The organism is Sphaerisporangium rufum (assembly GCF_016863395.1).
GTDB classification, from domain to species: Bacteria; Actinomycetota; Actinomycetes; order Streptosporangiales; family Streptosporangiaceae; genus Sphaerisporangium; species Sphaerisporangium rufum.
The window spans coordinates 1-18202 of sequence record NZ_BOOU01000005.1 but is presented as its reverse complement, the minus strand read 5'-3'; the positions used below and the strand labels follow the sequence as shown (position 1 = coordinate 18202).

Sequence of the window (18202 nt, the reverse complement as noted above, 5' to 3'; positions counted from 1 at the left end):
ATCAAGTGTTCGGCCATATGTCCCAGTACATCAACTTCACCCCACCCGGCGCCAGCGGATGGTAGATCATCTACGTGGCGGCCGGGGAGCCGGGCCACCGGCACCGGCCGGTCAGGCGAGCAGCGGCGGGCCGAGGGCGGGCAGCGGGACCGGCGCGGCCCACTCCTCCAGCCGGGCGACGAAGCCGGGGGCGTGGTCGGGCCAGTGGTGGTGGGCGCGCGCCTCGGCGTGGCCGCGGGCCCCCATCATCGCCCGGCGCTCGGGATCGTCGCGCAGCCGCAGCACGGCCCGGACGGCGGCGTCCACGTCGCCGAAGGGGACGATCACCCCGCAGTCCAGCCGGCCGATCAGCGAGGCGGCACGCGGCAGCGGCGTGGTGATCACCGGCAGCCCGCGGGCCAGGTAGTCGAGGGTCTTGGCGGGCAGCGCCGGCCGGTGCTCGGGCCGGTCGTGCGGCAGGCAGAGCCCGGCGAGCGCGCCGTCGGCCATCCGCATCGCGTGGGCGTTAGGCACATAACCGAACCAGTCCAGCAGCCCGGCGCGCTGGGCGTCGCGCAGCAGCGGGCGCGTCCGGCGGTCCGCGGACCCGATCAGGTCCAGGCGGACGCCGTGCGGCCGGAGCCGGCGGGCCATCTCCACCATCTCGGCCGCGCCCCGGTCCTGCGACAGCCGGCCGACGAACACGATCCGGTCCCGGCCGGACGCGGGCGGCGGCGCGGCCGGGACCAGCGCGGCGTCCGGGATCACCGGATGGTCGCCGGCGAACCGGTCGCGGTGCGAGGCGTCGGCCAGGATCAGGTGCAGCCGGCGCTCGGCGCGGGACTCGGCCCGGCGGACCAGCGGCGGCAGCAGGCGGCGCGTGATGGCGGGCAGCGCGGGCGAGGAGCCCAGCGCGGCGGCCACGTCGTCGCGCACGTCCCAGACGACCGGCGGGCGGCGGCGCGGCAGCGCGGACAGGATCGGCAGGTCGTGCACGAGCAGCAGGTCGGCGTCCCGGCAGCCGGCGCGCAGCGCCGCGCGCGCCGCGGCGACGGTGCGCCCGTGGCGCGACCCCGCCCACTGGGGTACGTCGATGCCCCGGACGCCGGCCGGCGGCACCACGTTGCGGTGCACGAACGGCGCGACGTAGGTGACCTCGTGCCCGGCGTCGCGCAGCGCGCGGATCTGCCGGTGCAGGATCCGGGCGTCCTCCGGGTGGTGGACGATCGTGCCGACGCATACCCTCATGCGTTGATGCTGGGCGGCGTTCCTCTCCGGCCCGGATGCGCGCGGTTAAATGCGGGCGAACCGCGGCCGAACTTCCGCTACCGGGCCGGCCGGCGGTACAGCCAGGTCAGCCGGGGCTCCAGCAGCCACTTGAAGACCGAGCGGGTCTCCGGCAGGCACAGCACGATGGCCAGCGCGAAGCAGCTCGTCACGATCGCCATCACGCCGAGCGGCCCGTGCAGCCAGGGGTACTCCAGCCAGCCCATCTCCTTGGCGATGTACACCGGGACGCCGTGCAGCAGGTAGCAGTACAGGGTGCGGGTGCCGAGGTCGGTGAACCAGGTGGTGCGCCGGGGGACCAGCGCGAGGATGGCCGCGGAGATCGTCAGCGCGGCCACCAGTAGCGCGGCGCGCATCCCCATGCCCATCCACCAGCTCATGTCCAGCTCGGCGTAGGCGTCCTTGTAGTAGACCGGGTCCAGCGGGACGCGCGGGGCGATCAGCACGGCCACCGCGGCGGCGCCGGCCAGCACGCCCACCGCGAGGACCTTGATCCAGCCGCGGTTCAGCATCTCGAAGTGGCGCGGCTGCAGCCACAGGCCGAGCACGAAGAACGGCATGAGGCCGAAGAAGCGGTCCATGCTGAAGTCGCCCGGCAGGTCCGACAGGCCGGCCAGCAGGTAGACGGCGACCGCGATCGGCAGCGGGTAGCGCATGCGCTTCCACACCGGAGTGGACAGCCGCCAGAGCAGCAGCGCCAGCAGGTACCAGTTGAGCCAGGCCGGATCGATGATCGTCAGGCTCCACTTGTGGCCCATGGCGAAGCGCAGCGCCGCGTAGCCGATCTCCACGATCACGTACGGCACCAGGAAGGTGTCGACCAGCTTGTTGGTCTTGGCGTTGGAGTTCCAGAAGTTCCGGCTCAGGTAGCCGCTGATGATGACGAACAGCGGCATGTGGAACACATAGATGAACAGGTAGGCGGCGCGCGAGGAGTGGGTGGCCAGGGTCGGCACCAGGGCGTGCCCGGCGGGCACCAGCGCGATCAGCAGGAACTTGACGTTGTCCAGGTACGGCTCGCGGGGCCGCCTGGCGGGCGCCGGCTCCGGCGCCTCCTCCGGGCCGGCGTCGCCGTCGGACGTGCCCGCCGGCTCGCGGGTGAGGACGGCCTCGTGGGCGGGGCTCTCGGCGCGCGTCCGGGGGGCGGGGCGCTCCCAGTAGGAGAAGCCGTCGGAGACCGGCGGCGGGCCGGCCGGGGACTCCACCGGGAGACGCCATGCCGCCGGCGGGGCGGCGGGCGCGGGCTGCTGCCAGGCGGCGGCACCCGGCGCGCGCGGGGGTGCCGGAGGCGCGACCGGGGACGGCGCGGCGGGTGGCGGCACGGCGGGCAGCGGCATCGCCGGCGTGGGGCCGTCGAAGAAGGCGCGGTCCGCGGGCCGGCGGCCGCCCGCCGGCGGGCGCTCCGCGGCGAGGTGGTCGAGCGGCGGGTGTTCCCCGGCCGGGCCGGCGGGGGCCGGACCTTCGAAGGACGGGCGCTCGAAGGTGAAGGTCTCCGGGTCCTCTTCGGCGGGGGCCGGGCGGCCCCGCTCGCCACGGGCCCGGCCGGTGGGGCCGGACGGGGACTCTCCCTGCGGGGGCACCGGCCAGGGGGCCTGTCCGGTGTGCCGCCCCGGTGACCGGCGGTCCGGCGGCTCGCTGTAGTCCGGAACCGGCCAGCCCGCCGTGGGGGCGTCCTCCTCACCGGTGTGGCGGCCGGAGTTCATCGGTGCCTGTCCTCTTCTGTCGGTGCTCCTCGTCTCGCCGGCACCTGTGGGGGTGCCGTCGGTGCGTGGGGCCGGAACCTGAAAGGAGGATCTGGAGTCACTCACGGGGGAAACGCTCGGCTATCTGTCGGGAGACCTGGTGGCTTCGCTCTGGTGGTGCCGCTTCTGGAAACTCGGGAACGCGGGGAACTCGGGAGGCGAACGGTGCTGCGGGCGCCTGCCAGATCACCACACCCTAACGCCCCCTCGATCGCTTGTCGCGACGGTGCCGCAAGTTGGCCCGGCCGAACGGCCGGAACGGCCCGGCCTCCACCAGGAGGACCGGGCCGTTCCGGATCGTCGTGCGGGCCGGGCGGCCCCCGGCGCGGTTCAGGTGCTGCAGACGTCGGTCTTGGCGTCGACCACCCGGGCGCTGTCGGGAATGGTGACCGGAACCTTCACGCCCTTGAAGTCGGCGCCGATGATCAGCTGGATCACCGGCCCGTCGCCGGCGCCCGCCGTGGTGCCTGCGTCGCCGGCGGTGGCGGCCGGGGTGGCGGGGGTGGCGGTGATCGGCGGCGTGAACGGGGTGACCGACCCGGGCCGTACCTTGCCCGCGGCCGGGGTGACCTTGGTGAGCAGCTTGCCGGCCAGCGGCGTGGCGTGGTCGGCGCCGTCGGCGTCCTTCTTGGCGTACCTGATCAGGGTCTGCGGCCGGTCGGTGCCGTCGGCCTGGCGGGCGTCACCGATCTGGGTGACCTGGAAGCCCTGCCCGGCCAGCGCGTCGGCGACCTCCTTGGCCTTGCCCTGGGTGTTGGTGCCGTTGAGCACCTGGACGCGCACCTGGGACGGCTTGATCACCGGCTTGGCCGGCCCGGAGGAGGACGCGCTCGGCTTGGGAGACGGGGTGACCTCGATGTCGTTGCGCAGCGACTCGAACATCCGGCTCGCGTCGGGCTGCTTCCACTGCACCCGGTTCTTGTCCTCGACGTACGGCTCCCAGGGGACGGTGACGAACTTGACCCCCTTGGCGGTCAGGCTGCGGGCGCTCTGCGCGATCTGCAGCAGGGTGTCCACGTCCAGCTGCGGGTCCATCACCACCGACTGCGCGGCCGCCTTGACCAGACCGCTCAGCTTGCCGACGTCGGTGAGCGTGTCGCCGCTGGTGGCCTTCTTGACCACCTGGGACAGGAAGATCTGCTGGCGCTTGATCCGGCTGACGTCGCTGCCGTCGCCCAGGGCGTAGCGGGCCCGCACGTAGGCCAGCGCGGTCTCGCCCTTGACGATCTGCTTGCCGGCCGGCAGGACCAGCTTGGCCTTCTTGTCGTTGACCGCGGTCGGCACGCAGATCTGGATGCCGCCGAGGGCGTCGACGATGTTCTTGAACCCGGTGAAGTCCACCTTGATGAAGTGGTCGATCCGGATGTTGGTGTTGGCCTCGATCGTGTTGATCGTGCAGGCCATCCCACCCTCGTTGAACGCCGAGTTGATCATGTCCAGCCGGGGCGGCATGACCGCCTTGCTGCGCACGTTCCGGCAGGTCGGGACCTGCACCATCGAGTCGCGCGGGAAGCTGATCAGCGTGGCCTTGTCGCGGTTGGGCGAGACGTGCAGCAGGATGATCGTGTCGGTGCGCTCGCCCAGGCCGCCCATGTGCTGGCCGTACCGCTTGTTGTCGCCCTCCCGCGAGTCGGAGCCGACCAGCAGCACGTTCAGCGCGCCGGTGCTGTTGACCGGGCGGTTGCCGTTCAGGCCGGCGCTGACGTCCTCGGTGCGGACGTTGCTGAGCACGCCCCGGTACAGCGAGTAGCCGGTCAGCGCGACCGCGACCAGCACGACCGTCAGGCCGATGCTGATCCAGGACAGCGCGCCGAGGCGCGGGCGGTCGCCGTCGCCGCCCCGGCGGCCGGGCGGCGGATCCGCCGGCGGGGGCGGGGCGCCGGCCGGCACCGCGCGGCGGCGGCCGGCCGGCTCGGCGGGCGGCGGCGCGCCGCGGGGCGCGGCGGGCGGGCCGGTGCGGCCGTCGCCGCGGGCCGCCCGGCGCGGGCGCCCGGCGGGCCGCTCCGACGGCACGGGCAGCGGGGCCGGGTGGGCGTGGCGCTCGGCCGCGGGGCCGCCGCCACGGCGGCGGGTCCCGCGGTCGTCGGGGGCCTCGGGTGCGCGGGCCCGGCGGGACCGGCGGCCCGCCGGCGGCTCGGCGCCCGGGTCGCCGACCGCCGCGCCGTATCGATGCTCGCTCATCTCGACATGAGATTAGGTCACCGGCCCGGCCCTGGACGGCATGATCCGACTATTCGCATGATGATCACGAGTGCTCCAGAGGGGATGATCGACCGCAATCTTAACTAGAAATGGATATTTCGGTAATCGTGATGAGTTGGCGGGGTGGCGGATCGGGCCGGCCGCACGGCCGCCAGCGCGGCGGCCAGGCAGGCCAGCGGCACCGCCGGCAGCACGTAGCGGTAGTCGAACTCCGCGGTCGCCGCCGGCACGGCGAGCAGCGCCGCCGCCACCGCCCAGGGCGGCACCCACGGCGCGCCGGGCCCCGGGGCGCGGCGCCGGCGCCACGCCGCCGCCGCGGGCGCGGCCAGCAGCACGGCGAGCAGCACGGCGCCCGGCAGCCGGGCGACGTCCTGATACGCCCGCGCCCACCCCGCGTACGGCTCCACGACCCGCAGCCCGATCGGGCCCCGCTCGTAGCGCTCCGCCAGCTCCGCCCCCAGGCGGGCCGGCTCGCGCAGATCCTGCCGGGGCGGCGCCGCCGGGAACTCGTAGAGGTCGTAGGTCTCCTGGTCGGGGTAGACCGGGCGGCCCCAGGTGAACGTCCGGGACAGCTCGGCCAGCGCCGTCCCCAAGTAGCCGTCCGGCTGGCTGCGCACCGCGAGCATCGCGAACCGGCCGGCCAGCCGGTCGGTCGCGGCGGTGAAGGTGATGCCGGGCAGCGCCACCAGCGGCGAATCGGGCGACCAGACGTAGAACTGGGCCGGCGGCCGCCGGCCGGGCGGCGCCGGATCGCACAGCACCGCCAGGTCCGGCGGCGGGCGCATGACCCCGCAGTCGGCGAAGCTCATCACCCGGGCGTACAGGAAGACCCCGTTGGCGCCCACCAGGCCCACCCGATGGTGGGTCGCGGAGAACCAGGCCGCGTACCCGGCGATCGGCACCAGCGCCGCCAGCAGCAGCACGCCGGCCGGCGCGGCCCGCCGCCATCCGCGCCGCCCCGCCGGCCCGGGACGGCGCCGGACCCCGGCCAGGTGCCGGGCGAGCACCCCGGCCACCACCACGGCGACCAGCGGCAGCCCGGCCGTCCGGGTGAGGGACGCGCCGGCCAGCAGCACGCCGGACAGCGCGGCGGCACGCCAGGTGAGCGGGCGGCGCACCGCGATGACCACCGCCGCCACCACCAGGAACATGAACAGCGCGTCGGAGACCAGCAGGTGCTCCAGCTGCAGCTGGTAGGCGTCCAGCAGCACCGGCGCCGCCGCCGCGGCCGCCGCCCACCGCCGCCCGCCCCGGCGCAGCACGGTGGCGTACACCAGCACCCCGGTGGCCAGGCCGAGCAGGTGCTGGACGGCCGCCACCGCGGCGAAGGAGTGCAGTGGCTCCAGCAGCCGCAGGAACAGCGAATATCCCGCCGGGCGCACCAGGTCGGGACTGGGCCGCAGCGCGGTGACCACGTAGGTGTAGGAATCGGGGAACCAGATGGCCGGCCGGAAGCCGAACATGACCACCACGCGGTACGCCACGCCGAAGGCCAGCACGGCCGCGAACCACCGGTGCCGCGCGATGACCCGCCCCGCGCCCGCGATCACCCGGCCCGCGCCCGCGCCGCCCGGACGCGGGGCGGCGAGCCCCGGGCCGGCGATCGGCCTCGGGGGAGCGCCGGCCCGCTCGGGGGTGCGCGGTTCCCGAGTGGCCGTGCCGGTGTGTTCGGGGGCTCCGGGTTCCGGTGGGCCGGTGGTGGCGTGCTCGGGGGTGTCCGGTTTCCGGGTGGCCGTGCCGGTGTGCTCTGGGGCGCCGGGCTCCGGTGGACCCGTGGTGGCGTGCTCCGGGGCGACTGGGGCCGGGAGGATCGCGCCCGCCTCGGGGGCGTCCGGCGGGTGCCCGGCGGGCGTCGCGTCGGCGGCGGTCACCGTACCCCCTCTGGTCGCGTCACGGACGGTATTCGTGCACGATATCCCTAGGGAATCGCGGGTACGATCCGCGCGTCCGGGGTCCCTCGTTCCGCGCACGACCGCAGGACCGCAGCACCGCGCGGGCGCCGGGCGGCCAGGCGGTCATCGCGCCCGGCAGGTACCGGCGGCACGTCCGTCCGGCAGGGCGGGTGACCGCGAGTGGGCGGGGCCCGCGGAAGGCACGGAAGGCACGGCAGGAAGGAGGGCCCCAGGATGACCGGCACCGGGCCCGCCGACAGGCCGGGCATAGGGCCCGCCGGCGCGCGGCCCATCGAGCCGGGTATCGGGCCCGCCGGCGCGCGGCGCACAGGGCCGGGCATTGCGCCCGCCGCCGCGCCCGCCATCGCGCCCGCCATCGGGCCGGGCATCGGGTCCGTGGTGGCGTCCCTTGCCGAGCCCGTCGACGAGCACGTCCGGCGGAGGCCGGCCGCGCCGCTGCGGCCCTTCGTCGCCTGGTACAGCGGCTATCGCACGGCCGGCGCCCCGCCCGGCCGGCACATCGGGCTGCCCTCGCCGTATCTGACGCTGATCCTCACCCTGGACGACCCGGTGATGGTCGCCGCCCACCCGGATCCGAGCCGGCCTCCGTGCGCCTACGACACGCTGATCAGCGGCCTGCACACCGCGCCCGCGCTGATCACCCACGACGGGCGGCAGTCCGGGGTGCAGCTCGCGCTGACCCCGGCCGGCGTCCGTGCGCTGTTCGGCCTGCCGGCCGGCGAGCTGGCCGCTACCGAGGTGGAGGCGGCCGACGTGCTCGGCGCGCCGGCGCTGCGGCTGCGCGACCGGTTGCGGGCCGCGCCGGGCTGGACCGAGCGGTTCGCCCTGCTGGATGCCGAGCTGCCGGCGTTGATCGCGGGCCGGCCCGGCGCCGGCCCGGCGCCCGAGGTGGGGTGGGCCTGGCGCCGCCTGCTGGCCGGCGGCGGCGCGGTGCCCGTCGGCGAGCTGGCCGCCGAGACCGGGTGGAGCCCTCGCCATCTGAGCGGGCGGTTCCGCGCCGAGATCGGGCTGACCCCCAAGCAGGTCGCCCGGGTGGTGCGCTTCGACCGTGCCCGCCGGCTGCTCGCCCGCCGGGCCGCCGCCGGCGGCCCGCCCGAGCTGGCCCGGCTGGCCGCGGCCTGCGGCTACTACGACCAGGCGCACCTGGCCCGCGAGTTCCGGGAGTTCGCCGGGCACGCCCCCGTCCGGTGGCTGGCGGAGGAGTTCCGAAACGTCCAAGTCACCGGCCCGCCGGAGGCGGCAGACTCCCCGGTATGACGCACAACGCACCTCCACCTCAGGTATGGCCGACGCTGCGGGCCCGGGACGCCCGCGGCCTGATCCGCTTCCTCGTCGACGCCTTCGGGTTCCGCGAGGTCGTCGTGTACGGCGAGGGCGACGTGGTCCAGCACGCCCAGCTGGCCTGGCCGGCCGGCGGCGGGATCATGCTCGGCTCGGTCCGCGACGACCCGGACGACGCGTGGGCGCTCCAGCCGGGCACCTTCGGCGCCTACGTGGTGACCGATGACGTGGACGCCCTCTACGCCCGGGCGACCGCGGCCGGCGCGAAGGTGACCCAGGAGCCGGCCGACCGCTCCTACGGCTCCCGGGAGTTCGCCGTGCTGGACCCGGAGGGCAACCGCTGGTCCTTCGGCGACTACCGCGGCGAGCCCGTCCCGGACTGACTCCCGCTCAACGGGCCCGGCGGGCCACCAAGGGCCACCGAGGGCCATCGGGGGGTGACCGGGGGAGGCCAGGGTGACCGGGGCGGCCCCGCCATCGGGTCCACCGGTGATGTCCGGGGGTGACGCCGCCGGGGCCGGCTCGGGTCTCACCGGGGTCCACGCCGCGGGGGCGGTCCGGGCCGGCCGGCCGCGTCACCGTCCAGGGCCGGCCGGACCGGCCGTGGCGACCGGGGTGACATCGGCGGGCCGGGCCGGGCGTTAGGCTCCGCGTGGATGGACGGAACCGGCTCGGACCGATCGCGACGGCCGGCGGCGGGCCGGGTGCTCGCCGCGCTGTCGGTCATGCCCGCGCTCGCGCTGTCGGGCTGGCTACTGGCCGGATTCCCGCTGCTGCTGCTCGGCTGGTTCCGCCCGGCGGTCATGCTGCCGATCGGCGGGCTGCTGGCCGCCGCGCTGTGCGCGGCCGGCGCCCGGCTGACCCGTCGCGGCGGGCGCCCGGACACCACCGCCTGGCAGGTCACCGGGGTGGTGGCCGTCGCGCTCGGCTCGGCGGTGTTCAACGCCCTGCTGCACAGCGAACAGCTCGTGGTCCGCCGCGACCCGGCGACCTACGCGCAGTACGCCATCTGGCTGGCCAAGCACGGCTCGCTGCCGATCCCGTGGCAGGAGGCGGCGTTCGGCGGGGCCGACCCGGCGCTGCGGTTCGCCAGCGTCGGCTTCTACGATCAGGGCGGCGCGGTGGTGCCGCAGTTCATGCCCGGCACGCCGATGGTGCTGGCGGCCGGACACTGGCTGGGCGGGCTGACCGGCCTGCTGCTCACCCCCGCCGTACTCGGCGGCCTGGCCGTGCTGACCGTCGCCGGGGTGGCCGCGCGGCTGGCCGGGCCGCGGTGGGCGCCGCTCGCCGCGCTGGTGTCCGCGATCTCCCTGCCGCTGCTGTACACCTCGCGGACCACCTTCAGCGAGATCCCCTCGCTGATCCTGATCTTCGGCGCGGTCGCGCTGGCGCTGGACGCCCGGCGCCGCCCGGCGGCCGCCGCGCTCGGCGGCCTGGCCTTCGGCCTGGCGGTGATGGTCCGGGTGGACGCGCTGCGCGACGTGCTGCCCGCCCTCGCCTACGCCGGCCTGCTCATCGCGCTGCGCCGGGCCGGCGGCCGGGCCGCGCCGTACGCGCGCACCGGCCCGCCGCTGCTCGCCGGGCTGGTCGCCGGGCTCGTCCTCGCCATGCTCGCCGCCGTGCTGCTGGCCCGGCCCTACCTGGCCTACCTGTCCGGCTCGGTGCTGCCGCTGCTGGCGATCTGCGGGGTCGTGCTCATGCTCACCGCGGCGGGCGCGCTCGCCGGGCCGGCGGCCGCCGCGGCGGCGGCGCGGGCGCTGCGGTCCGGGTGGCCGGGCCGCCGGCTGCCCGACCTGGCCGCCGGGCTGGTGGTGGTCGTCGTGCTCGCCTTCGCGGCCCGCCCGTGGGTCCAGACCGTGCGGCGCACGCCGGTGGACCCCGAGGACGTGCTGAACGCCACCTTCATCCGGTCCATCCAGCAGGACAACGGGCTCCCGCTGGACATGACCCGGCTCTACTACGAGCAGTCGCTCTACTGGGTGATCTGGTACGTCGGGGTCCCGGCCGTCGCGCTGGCCACCCTGGCCGCCGCGGTGCTCGCCCGGCGGATGGCCCGCGGGCGGTCGTTCGCCTGGCTGCTGCCGCTCATGATCATCGGCTGGACGTCGGTCACGACGCTGCTGCGCCCGGCGATCACCCCCGACCATCCCTTCGCCGCCCGCCGGCTGGTGCCGGTGATCATCCCCGGGCTGGTGCTGCTGGCCGTCTGGGGGCTGCGGTGGCTGTGGGAGGGGGCCCGCCGGTCGGGGTATCCCTGGCGCGCGGTGCTGGCCGGCGGCGTGGCGCTGCTGGTCGTCCCGGCCGCGGTGACCTCCATCGGCACCGGCTTCTCGCCCGTCGAGCGCGGCGAGCTGGCGGCGGCCGACCGGCTGTGCGCCGCGCTGCCCCCGGACGCCTCGGTGCTGATCATCGAGCGGGTCACCGGAGACCGGTTCACCCAGCTGGTGCGCGGCATGTGCGGCCGGCCGGCCGCCCAGCTCGCGGTGCCGGCCCCCGGCACCGCGAGTGCCGCGGGCAAGGACGTCGCGGCGCCGGCCGACGTCGTCCGGCTGGCCGCCAAGGTGCGCGCGGCCGGCCGCCGCCCGGTGCTGCTGGCGGCCGCCGCCGGGCAGCTCGCCCCGTACGGAACCCCGCGCCAGATCATGGGCCTGCGCACCCGGCAGGACGAGCGGTCCCTGGTCGAACCGCCGGACGGCACCTGGTCGCTGGCCATGGACGTCTGGATGGCCGTCCCCGCCGGTTGACCGGGCCGGGCGCGCCTCGGCAGAGTCGGGGCATGGAGATGATCGGCGAGGACACGCCGGCCGGCGGGCGGAACCGGGAGCCGCACGGGTCAGGCGGACGCGAGGAGTTATCGTTCGGCGGGCCGGACCGGGAGTCGCGCCTGGCCGGCTGGGCGGCCCGGCACCGGCGGGCACTGGCCGCCGCCGCCGGGGCCCTCGCCGTGCTGGCGGCGCTGGCCGCCGGCGGCCGGCATCTCTACCTGGAGTCCCGCGAGCCGCTGCCGCCTCCGGACGCGCCGCTGCCCGCGCAGGTCGGTTTCCAGGTGTACCTGTGCCCGCGGCCGGCCGCGTCCGGATGCTCGGCCGAGGACCTGCGGCAGGCCCGCCGGCCGGAGCGGATCCAGGCCGAGCTGCGGGCGCTGCCCGGCGTCGTCTCGATCACCTACACCAGCCCCGAGGAGGCGTACCGGATCTGGCGCCGGTCCTCCTCCGAGGCCGACGCCCAGGGGGAGGGCCGCCTGGTCGTCCCGGCCTTCCTGGGCGCGTCCGTCACCGGCACCCTGCGCCGGCCGGAGGACTACGCCGAGGTCGCCACCCGGGCCCGGCGCATCTCCGGCGTCTTCGACGTCGATCGCAGCCCGGTCTCGTTCTGGACCGGCCGGGCCGACCTGCGGATCGACCTGTGCAACATCAACCCGGTGCCCCGGTGCGGGAACGTCGGTACGGTGCCCCGCCCGCCGTCCGCCGCCGAGCGTCAGGCGATCGTGGACCGGATCTGGCGGGTCGACGGGGTCGAGAAGATCTACTTCGAGGACCGCGCGCACGCGCTTCGGCTGGCCCGGCACTATTATCCGGAGCGGGCGCTGGCCGGTGACGCCATGCTGACCGCGTGGAACGACCGGGAGGCCTTCTACGTCAAGACCCGCGACGCGGCCGCGGCCCGCCGGGTGATGGATCAGGTCGCCGGCCTGCCAGGCGTCGAGGCCGGCCATCTGCTCGACCCGCCGCGGGGTCCCGTGGGCGGGAGGGTCCCGGTGGCCCCTGAGGTCGTGCTGAACCCGGCCGACGGCCGGGCGATGTATCCTCGCCGGACGTGAGTGTGACCGAACCGCTTGAGACTGGACCCGCCGTGGACGCCAACCCGTACGTGACGATCGTGCTGCCCTGCTACAACGAGCAGGACCACGTCGTCGAAGAGGTCGAGCGCATCTGCGGCGCCATGGACATGAGCGGTTACACCTACGAGCTGGTCGCGGTGGACGACCACTCCACCGATGAGACGCTGGCCCGGCTGCGGGCCGCCGAGCACCGCTTCCCGAACATGCGCATCGTCGCCTTCCACCGCAACGGCGGCTCGGGCACCGTGCGGCGCATCGGCACCCAGGACGCCCGGGGCGAGATCGTCGTGTGGACCGACGCCGACATGACCTACCCCAACGAGCGCATCCCCGAGCTGGTGCAGATCCTGGAGAAGGACCCGACGATCGACCAGGTCGTCGGCGCGCGCACCAGCGAGCAGGGCTCGCACAAGTTCCTGCGGGTGCCCGCCAAGTGGTTCATCCGCAAGGTCGCCGAGCGGCTGGCCGGCCAGGAGATCCCCGACCTCAACTCCGGGCTGCGCGCGTTCCGCCGGTCGGTGTCGCTGCCGTACCTGCGGCTGCTGCCCCCCGGCTTCTCCTGCGTCACCACGATCACGCTGGCGTTCCTGTCCAATCAGCACGACGTGTACTACCTGCCGATCGAGTACAGCAAGCGGGCCGGAAAGTCGAAGTTCAGCTTCATCTCCGACGCCTACCGCTACATCCTGCAGGTACTGCGGATGATCATGTACTTCAACCCGCTCAAGGTGCTGATGCCGCCGGCCATCTGGCTGGTGGTGGCGGCCGGCCTCAAGGGCGTGGTCGACATGGTCCGCCACCCCTTCTACTTCCCGGCCAGCACGGTGATGACCTTCCTGGCCGGGTTGATCATCGGGTCGCTGGCGCTGCTGGCCGACCTGATCGTCCGGTCGCGGGCCGACTGACGTGCGGATCGCCATCGTCGGGCCGGCCTACCCCTACAAGGGCGGCGGGGCGCAGCACACCACCGAGCTCGCGCACCGGCTGACCGCGCTCGGCCACGACGTCGTGGTGGAGTCCTGGCGGGCGCAGTACCCGGCGTTCCTCTACCCCGGGCAGCAGACGATCTCCACGTCGGAGGGGGAGCCGTTCCCCGGCGTCCGCCGCGACCTCGACTGGCGCCGCCCGGACGGCTGGCCGCGCTGCGGCCGCCGGCTGCGCGGCGCCGACCTGGCGGTGCTCACCCTGCTCAGTCCGGTCCAGGTGCCCGCCTATCTCGGCATCCTCGCCGGGCTGCGCCGGCGCACCCCGGTGGTGGCCCTCTGCCACAACGTGCTGCCGCACGAGCGCAAGCCGTACGACCGGCCGCTGGTCCGGGCGCTGCTGCGCCGGGCCGACCGGGTGCTCGCGCACTCCGAAGAGCAGGCCGCCCTCGCCCGCGGCCTGACCGCCGCGCCGGTCGCGGTCGCCGCGCTGCCCCCGCACCTGCCCGCGCGCGCCGCCGCCCGGGACGCGGCCGGCCAGGTGCGGCGCCGGCTGCTGTTCTTCGGCATGGTCCGCCCGTACAAGGGCCTGGACCTGCTGCTGCGCGCGCTGGCGGCGGTGCCCGGCGTCTCGCTGACCGTGGCCGGCGAGTTCTGGGGCGGCCTGGCCGGCACCCAGGCGCTGATCGCCGAGCTGGGCTTGGCCGGCCGGGTGGAACTGCGGCCCGGGTACGTTCCGGCCGACGAGGTGCCCGGCCTGTTCGCCGCCGCCGACGCGCTGGTGCTGCCGTACCGCTCGGCGACCGCCAGCCAGAACGCCTGGCTCGGCCACGAGCACGGACTGCCGGTCATCGCCACCCGGGTGGGCGCGCTGGCCGACCACATCACCGACGGGGTGGACGGCCTGCTCGTCGAGCCCGGCTCGGCCGACGCGCTGGCCGCGGCGATCCGCGCCTTCTACGCCGACGGCGAGCCCGAGCGCCTGCGCCAGGGCGTCAAGGCGGTCGATCCCGACCCCTACTGGGGCGCGTACACCGCGGCCTTGCTCTCCGCCGGGGCCTGACCCCGGCCCAGCAGGTAACCCGCGCCGGCGCTCAGCACGTCGGCCAGCGTGAACGCCAGCCGGGACACCACCGCGACGACCAGCGCCCGCGGGGTGTCCAGCACCGGGGCCAGCACCAGCACCATCGCCCCCTCGCGCACCCCGATGCCGGCCGGGACGATCACGGTGAGCAGGCCGGTGACGTAGGCCAGCGCGTAGGCACCGGCGGCGATCGCGAACAGCTCCGGGCCGCCGTCGGGCCGCATCCCGGCCAGCAGCAGCCACATGTGCACGCCGTAGCACAGCCAGCCGATCATGGTGAGCCCGGCCGCACGCACGAGCGCCGAGCCGGGAAGCGCCCGGTCCAGCGGCTCCCGGCGGCCGATCCGCAGCACCAGGTTCAGCCCGAAGGTGAGCACCCGCGGGTGCAGGCCGATCATGATGAGCGGGATGAGGGCGAGCAGATACCAGCTCTGCCGGGCCACCTGCGCGGACACCAGCGGCAGCGTGACCGCGGCCAGGCCGAGCGCGCAGCCCAGCGACACCACCAGGCCGATCACCGTGGCGCCGAACGTGCGCCGAGGCGGCGACCCGTGGTCGCGGGCCAGCTCCATCATGGCGGCGAACGCCCACACCGAGCCGGGCACGTACTTGCCGAGCTGGCCCATGAACAGCACCTTGGCCGCCACCCGCAGCGGCAGCGGCGACCCGAGCCCGGCCAGCACCCGCCGCCAGGCCACCAGCATGAAGGTCAGCCCGACCAGGACCGCCGCCAGCGAGGCGGCCACCGTCGGCCAGGACAGCCGGCCCAGCGCGGCCACCGACGCCGTCCAGTTCCGCGACAGCCCGTACCCGAGGAACCCCAGCGCGACCACCGCCAGCGCCACCCGCACCAGCGGGCTCGATCGCAAACGCCCTAGCACCCTCGTAGCCTACGACCGCCGATTACCCACCGGTAACCCCCGCGCCGGGCCATTACCCGCTGCTGCCCTCCGCCAGGCGTCCCTTGGTGCGGGCGACCGGCCGGCCGGCGAAGTCGCGCCGGCATGATGGCGAGCGAGCTGGCGATGACCTTCCGTAGTACAGATGACATCCAATGACATGGAGGTGCGCGTGCCTCGCACGGCGGACCCTGTGCGAACGGCGTGGCCGGTCGTGGATCAGGCTCGGGCGATGCCGAGGTCCATGCGCTCGCTCCGGCGCGGGCGGGGGAATGGTTCCCGGCCACGTAATGCGGTCGGGGCCAATAGGCTGTGGCGCGTGGGCAAGGAACGGGTGGCGCAGCTGGAGTACTCGGAGTTCCAGGCGGCGATGCTGGACGAGGCCAAGCGCCGGCGCAAGGCCGCGAAGATCATCGCGGTGCTGGGGCACTTCCTGGGGCGCGGGCCGCAGGCCGGGGCCGGGGTGCTGGACGGCCTGACCGTCGCCGACATCGGGTGCTCGGCCGGGTTCATCGCCGACGAGCTGGCCGCGGCCGGGGCGGCGCGCACCTTCGGGGTGGACATCGACGTGCCGGGGCTGCGCAAGGCCGCCGAGCGGTTCGGCGGGCGGGTTGAGTTCGTCTGCGCCGACGGCACCGCGCTGCCGTTCCCGGACGGCTCGCTGGACGTCCTGGTGTTCAACCACATCTACGAGCACGTGGTGGATCCGGACGCCGTGGTGGCCGAGATGCGCCGGGTGCTCGCCGACGACGGCGTGCTGTACCTGGGGCTGGGCAACCGGCTGGGCGTGATGGAGCCGCACTACAAGCTGCCGTTCCTGTCCTACCTGCCCCCGGGGCTGGCCGACCGGTACGTGCGGGCGTCCGGGCGGGCCGACCATTATTACGAGCGGTTCCGCACCCGGGGCGGGCTGCGCCGCATGCTGGCCGGGTTCCAGGTGTGGGACTACTCCTTCCCGGTGCTGGCCTCCCCGGAGCGGTTCGCCGGGGCCGAGCTGTTCCCGGGGCCGGCCGGCCGGCTCGCCCAGGGCGTGCTGGCCCGCACGCCGCGCCCGGCGCTGCGCGCGCTGCTGCCGGTGGTGCCGACCTACCTGTGGGTGGCGACCAAGAACGGCCGCCGGCCGCTCGGCCCCGGCCTGCCGCAGCCGCCCGAGCCCGTCCGGACGCCGTGACCCGCCGCAGGCTGCTGCGGGCGGCGTTCCTGCTGGTCGCCCTGGGCTTCGGCGCCTGGGCGGTGGCCGGGCGGTGGGCCGAGGTGTCCGGCGGCCTGGCCCGGCTGTCCTGGCCGCTGCTCGCCGGGTCGCTGGTGGCCGTGCTGGCGGCGCTGGCCGCCGGGATGATGATGTGGCGGGCGCTGCTGGCCGATCTCGGCTCGCCGCTGGCGTTCACCGGCGCGGCGAAGGTCTTCTTCGTCGGCCAGCTCGGCAAGTACATCCCCGGCTCGGTGTGGCCGATGCTCGCCCAGATGGAGATGGGCAAGGATCTCGGGGTGCCGCGGCCGCGCAGCGCCGCGGCGTTCTTCCTGACCTACCCGGTCTACCTGGCCAGCGGGCTGTCGGTGGCGGTGCTGACGCTGCCGGTGTTCGCCGGGGAGTCGGTGGCCCGGTACGCGTGGTTGCTCCTGCTGCTGCCGGTGCTGGTGGCCGGGCTGCATCCGCGGGTGGTCAACGCGGTGCTCGGCCTCGGCCTGCGCCTGGTGCGGCGCCCGCCGCTGGAGCGCCCGCTGAGCAGGCGCGGTGTGCTGGCCGCGGCCGGCTGGGCCTTCGCGGGCTGGGCGGCGTACGGGGTGCACCTGGCGCTGCTGGCGGCCGGGCTGGGCGCCACCGGCCCGCGGGCGCTGGCGCTGTCGGCGGGGGCGTTCGCGCTGGCCTGGTGCCTGGGCTTCGTGGTGGTGGTGGCCCCGGCCGGCGCGGGGGTGCGTGAGGTGGCCATGGTGGCGGCGCTGGCGCCGGTGCTGGACGGCGGCTCGGCGATCGCGGCGGCGCTCTGCTCGCGGCTGGTGGTGTCGGCCGGTGACCTGATCTGTGCCGGCCTGGCCGGGCTGGCCGCCCGGCACCGGCCGCCCGCCCGGGTACCGGCCGCCCAGGACTGATCCCGGACGGATGTCGGGAATGCGAGGATTGGCCGGCCCGAGATGTCCGGTGATTTCACGCATGATTTCGACGGCCCCGGCAATAGAGTTGAGCTGATGGGTACCGCCCGGAGACCCGAGAGGAGCGAGCGTTCGTGACGCCCCGAGTGCTCCTGGACGCGACGGCGGTCCCCGCCGATCGCGGGGCTCTGATCCGCTACGTGGACGGGCTGCTGGCCGCCCTGCATCGGGCAGGCGCGGATCTGGCGGTCGTGTGCCAGCGCGCGGACGCCGAGCGGTACGGCAAGATCGCACCGGCGGCGCGCATCCTGCCCGGCCCGCCGGCGATCGCCAGCCGCGGCCCCCGGCTGGTCTGGGAGCAGACCGGCATCCCGGTGCTGGCCCGCAAGGTCGGCGCGCAGGTGCTGCACGCGCCCTACTACACGATCCCGCTGCACGCCGGCCTGCCGGTCGTCGCCACCGTGCACGACGTCACCTGGTTCACCGAGCCCGACCAGCACAACCTCGCCCGGGCGTCGTTCTTCCGGGCCGCCACCCGGACGGCGGCGCGCGGCGCGACCCGGGTCATCGTGCCGTCCAAGGCCACCCGCGACGAGTTGGTGCGGGTGCTGTCGGCCGACCCCACCCGCATCGACGTCGCCTACCACGGGGTGGACGCGGCGTTCTTCCACCCGCCGTCGGAGGCCGAGACCGCCCGGGCGGCGGGCCGGCTCGGCCTGCACGGCCGGCCGTACGTGGCGTTCCTCGGCGCGTTCGAGCCGCGCAAGAACGTGCCGAACCTGGTGCGGGGCTTCGGCCAGGCGGTCGGCGACCTGCCCGACCCGCCGGCGCTGGTGCTGGCCAGCGGCACCGGGTGGAGCGACGAGGTGGACACCGCGATCGGCGAGCTGCCGGTGACCGTGCGGGTGGTGCGGCCGGGGTACCTGTCCTACGCCGACCTGCCGGGGTTCTTCGGCGGCG

Annotated in this window: 14 protein-coding genes; 9 read left to right on the top strand and 5 right to left on the bottom strand. The window is 75.4% G+C overall.

The window, feature by feature from the left end:
- Positions 1 to 111 precede the first annotated feature (111 nt).
- The 4 genes from Sru01_RS02085 to Sru01_RS02070 form a co-directional block, all read right to left on the bottom strand.
- Positions 112 to 1227, bottom strand: a complete 1116-nt coding sequence (locus Sru01_RS02085; RefSeq protein ID WP_203982099.1) for a glycosyltransferase — start codon at positions 1225 to 1227, stop codon at positions 112 to 114.
- A 77-nt stretch (positions 1228 to 1304) separates the two neighbouring features.
- Positions 1305 to 2969, bottom strand: a complete 1665-nt coding sequence (locus Sru01_RS02080) for an acyltransferase family protein (protein ID WP_203982098.1) — start codon at positions 2967 to 2969, stop codon at positions 1305 to 1307.
- Positions 2970 to 3338: 369 nt separating this feature from the next.
- Positions 3339 to 5189, bottom strand: coding sequence for an LCP family protein (locus Sru01_RS02075; RefSeq protein ID WP_203982097.1), 1851 nt, complete (start codon positions 5187 to 5189; stop codon positions 3339 to 3341).
- Positions 5190 to 5293: 104 nt separating this feature from the next.
- A complete protein-coding gene (locus Sru01_RS02070; protein ID WP_239136775.1) occupies positions 5294 to 7081 on the bottom strand; it encodes a phospholipid carrier-dependent glycosyltransferase in 1788 nt (595 codons plus the stop codon).
- Between the two features lie 417 nt (positions 7082 to 7498).
- Here Sru01_RS02070 and Sru01_RS02065 point away from each other — a divergent pair, with 417 nt between their 5' ends.
- The 6 genes from Sru01_RS02065 (at position 7499) to Sru01_RS02040 (ending at position 14231) form a co-directional block, all read left to right on the top strand.
- Positions 7499 to 8380 carry an AraC family transcriptional regulator gene (locus Sru01_RS02065; RefSeq protein ID WP_203982096.1) on the top strand — a complete coding sequence of 294 codons (882 nt, stop codon included), beginning with the start codon at positions 7499 to 7501 and terminating at the stop codon, positions 8378 to 8380.
- On the top strand, positions 8377 to 8787 hold the full coding sequence (locus Sru01_RS02060) for a VOC family protein (protein ID WP_203982095.1): 411 nt from the start codon (positions 8377 to 8379) through the stop codon (positions 8785 to 8787). Before Sru01_RS02065 ends, Sru01_RS02060 begins: the two co-directional genes overlap by 4 nt.
- Before the next feature lie 273 nt (positions 8788 to 9060).
- Positions 9061 to 11148, top strand: coding sequence for a hypothetical protein (locus tag Sru01_RS02055; RefSeq protein ID WP_203982094.1), 2088 nt, complete (start codon positions 9061 to 9063; stop codon positions 11146 to 11148).
- A 32-nt stretch (positions 11149 to 11180) separates the two neighbouring features.
- Positions 11181 to 12224, top strand: coding sequence for a permease-like cell division protein FtsX (locus Sru01_RS02050; RefSeq protein WP_203982093.1), 1044 nt, complete (start codon positions 11181 to 11183; stop codon positions 12222 to 12224).
- Positions 12221 to 13150, top strand: coding sequence for a glycosyltransferase family 2 protein (locus Sru01_RS02045; protein ID WP_239136773.1), 930 nt, complete (start codon positions 12221 to 12223; stop codon positions 13148 to 13150). Before Sru01_RS02050 ends, Sru01_RS02045 begins: the two co-directional genes overlap by 4 nt.
- A 1-nt stretch (position 13151) precedes the next feature.
- A complete protein-coding gene (locus Sru01_RS02040; protein WP_203982092.1) occupies positions 13152 to 14231 on the top strand; it encodes a glycosyltransferase family 4 protein in 1080 nt (359 codons plus the stop codon).
- On the opposite strand, the gene Sru01_RS02035 is transcribed toward Sru01_RS02040, so the two are convergent.
- The gene (locus Sru01_RS02035; RefSeq protein WP_203982091.1) at positions 14186 to 15133 is read right to left on the bottom strand and encodes a lysylphosphatidylglycerol synthase transmembrane domain-containing protein; all 948 of its coding nucleotides are present in this window, start codon (positions 15131 to 15133) and stop codon (positions 14186 to 14188) included. The genes Sru01_RS02040 and Sru01_RS02035 overlap by 46 nt on opposite strands.
- A gap of 337 nt (positions 15134 to 15470) precedes the next feature.
- Between Sru01_RS02035 and Sru01_RS02030 the strand changes: the two genes are divergently transcribed.
- The 3 genes from Sru01_RS02030 to Sru01_RS02020 form a co-directional block, all read left to right on the top strand.
- Positions 15471 to 16322 carry a class I SAM-dependent methyltransferase gene (locus tag Sru01_RS02030; protein WP_203982090.1) on the top strand — a complete coding sequence of 284 codons (852 nt, stop codon included), beginning with the start codon at positions 15471 to 15473 and terminating at the stop codon, positions 16320 to 16322.
- Complete coding sequence (locus tag Sru01_RS02025) at positions 16319 to 17242, top strand: lysylphosphatidylglycerol synthase domain-containing protein (RefSeq protein ID WP_203982089.1); 924 nt, start codon at positions 16319 to 16321, stop codon at positions 17240 to 17242. The genes Sru01_RS02030 and Sru01_RS02025 overlap by 4 nt, the downstream gene beginning before the upstream one ends.
- 134 nt (positions 17243 to 17376) lie before the next feature.
- A partial coding sequence (locus Sru01_RS02020; RefSeq protein WP_203982088.1) for a glycosyltransferase occupies positions 17377 to 18202 on the top strand: 826 nt, incomplete at its 3' end.

Coding starts and splice junctions, on each gene's coding strand:
- Sru01_RS02050 (WP_203982093.1), top strand. CDS start 11,181: ATGGAGATGATCGGCGAGGACACGCCGGCCGGCGGGCGGAACCGGGAG.
- Sru01_RS02075 (WP_203982097.1), bottom strand. CDS start 5,189: ATGAGCGAGCATCGATACGGCGCGGCGGTCGGCGACCCGGGCGCCGAG.
- Sru01_RS02080 (WP_203982098.1), bottom strand. CDS start 2,969: ATGAACTCCGGCCGCCACACCGGTGAGGAGGACGCCCCCACGGCGGGC.
- Sru01_RS02085 (WP_203982099.1), bottom strand. CDS start 1,227: ATGAGGGTATGCGTCGGCACGATCGTCCACCACCCGGAGGACGCCCGG.
- Sru01_RS02060 (WP_203982095.1), top strand. CDS start 8,377: ATGACGCACAACGCACCTCCACCTCAGGTATGGCCGACGCTGCGGGCC.
- Sru01_RS02055 (WP_203982094.1), top strand. CDS start 9,061: ATGGACGGAACCGGCTCGGACCGATCGCGACGGCCGGCGGCGGGCCGG.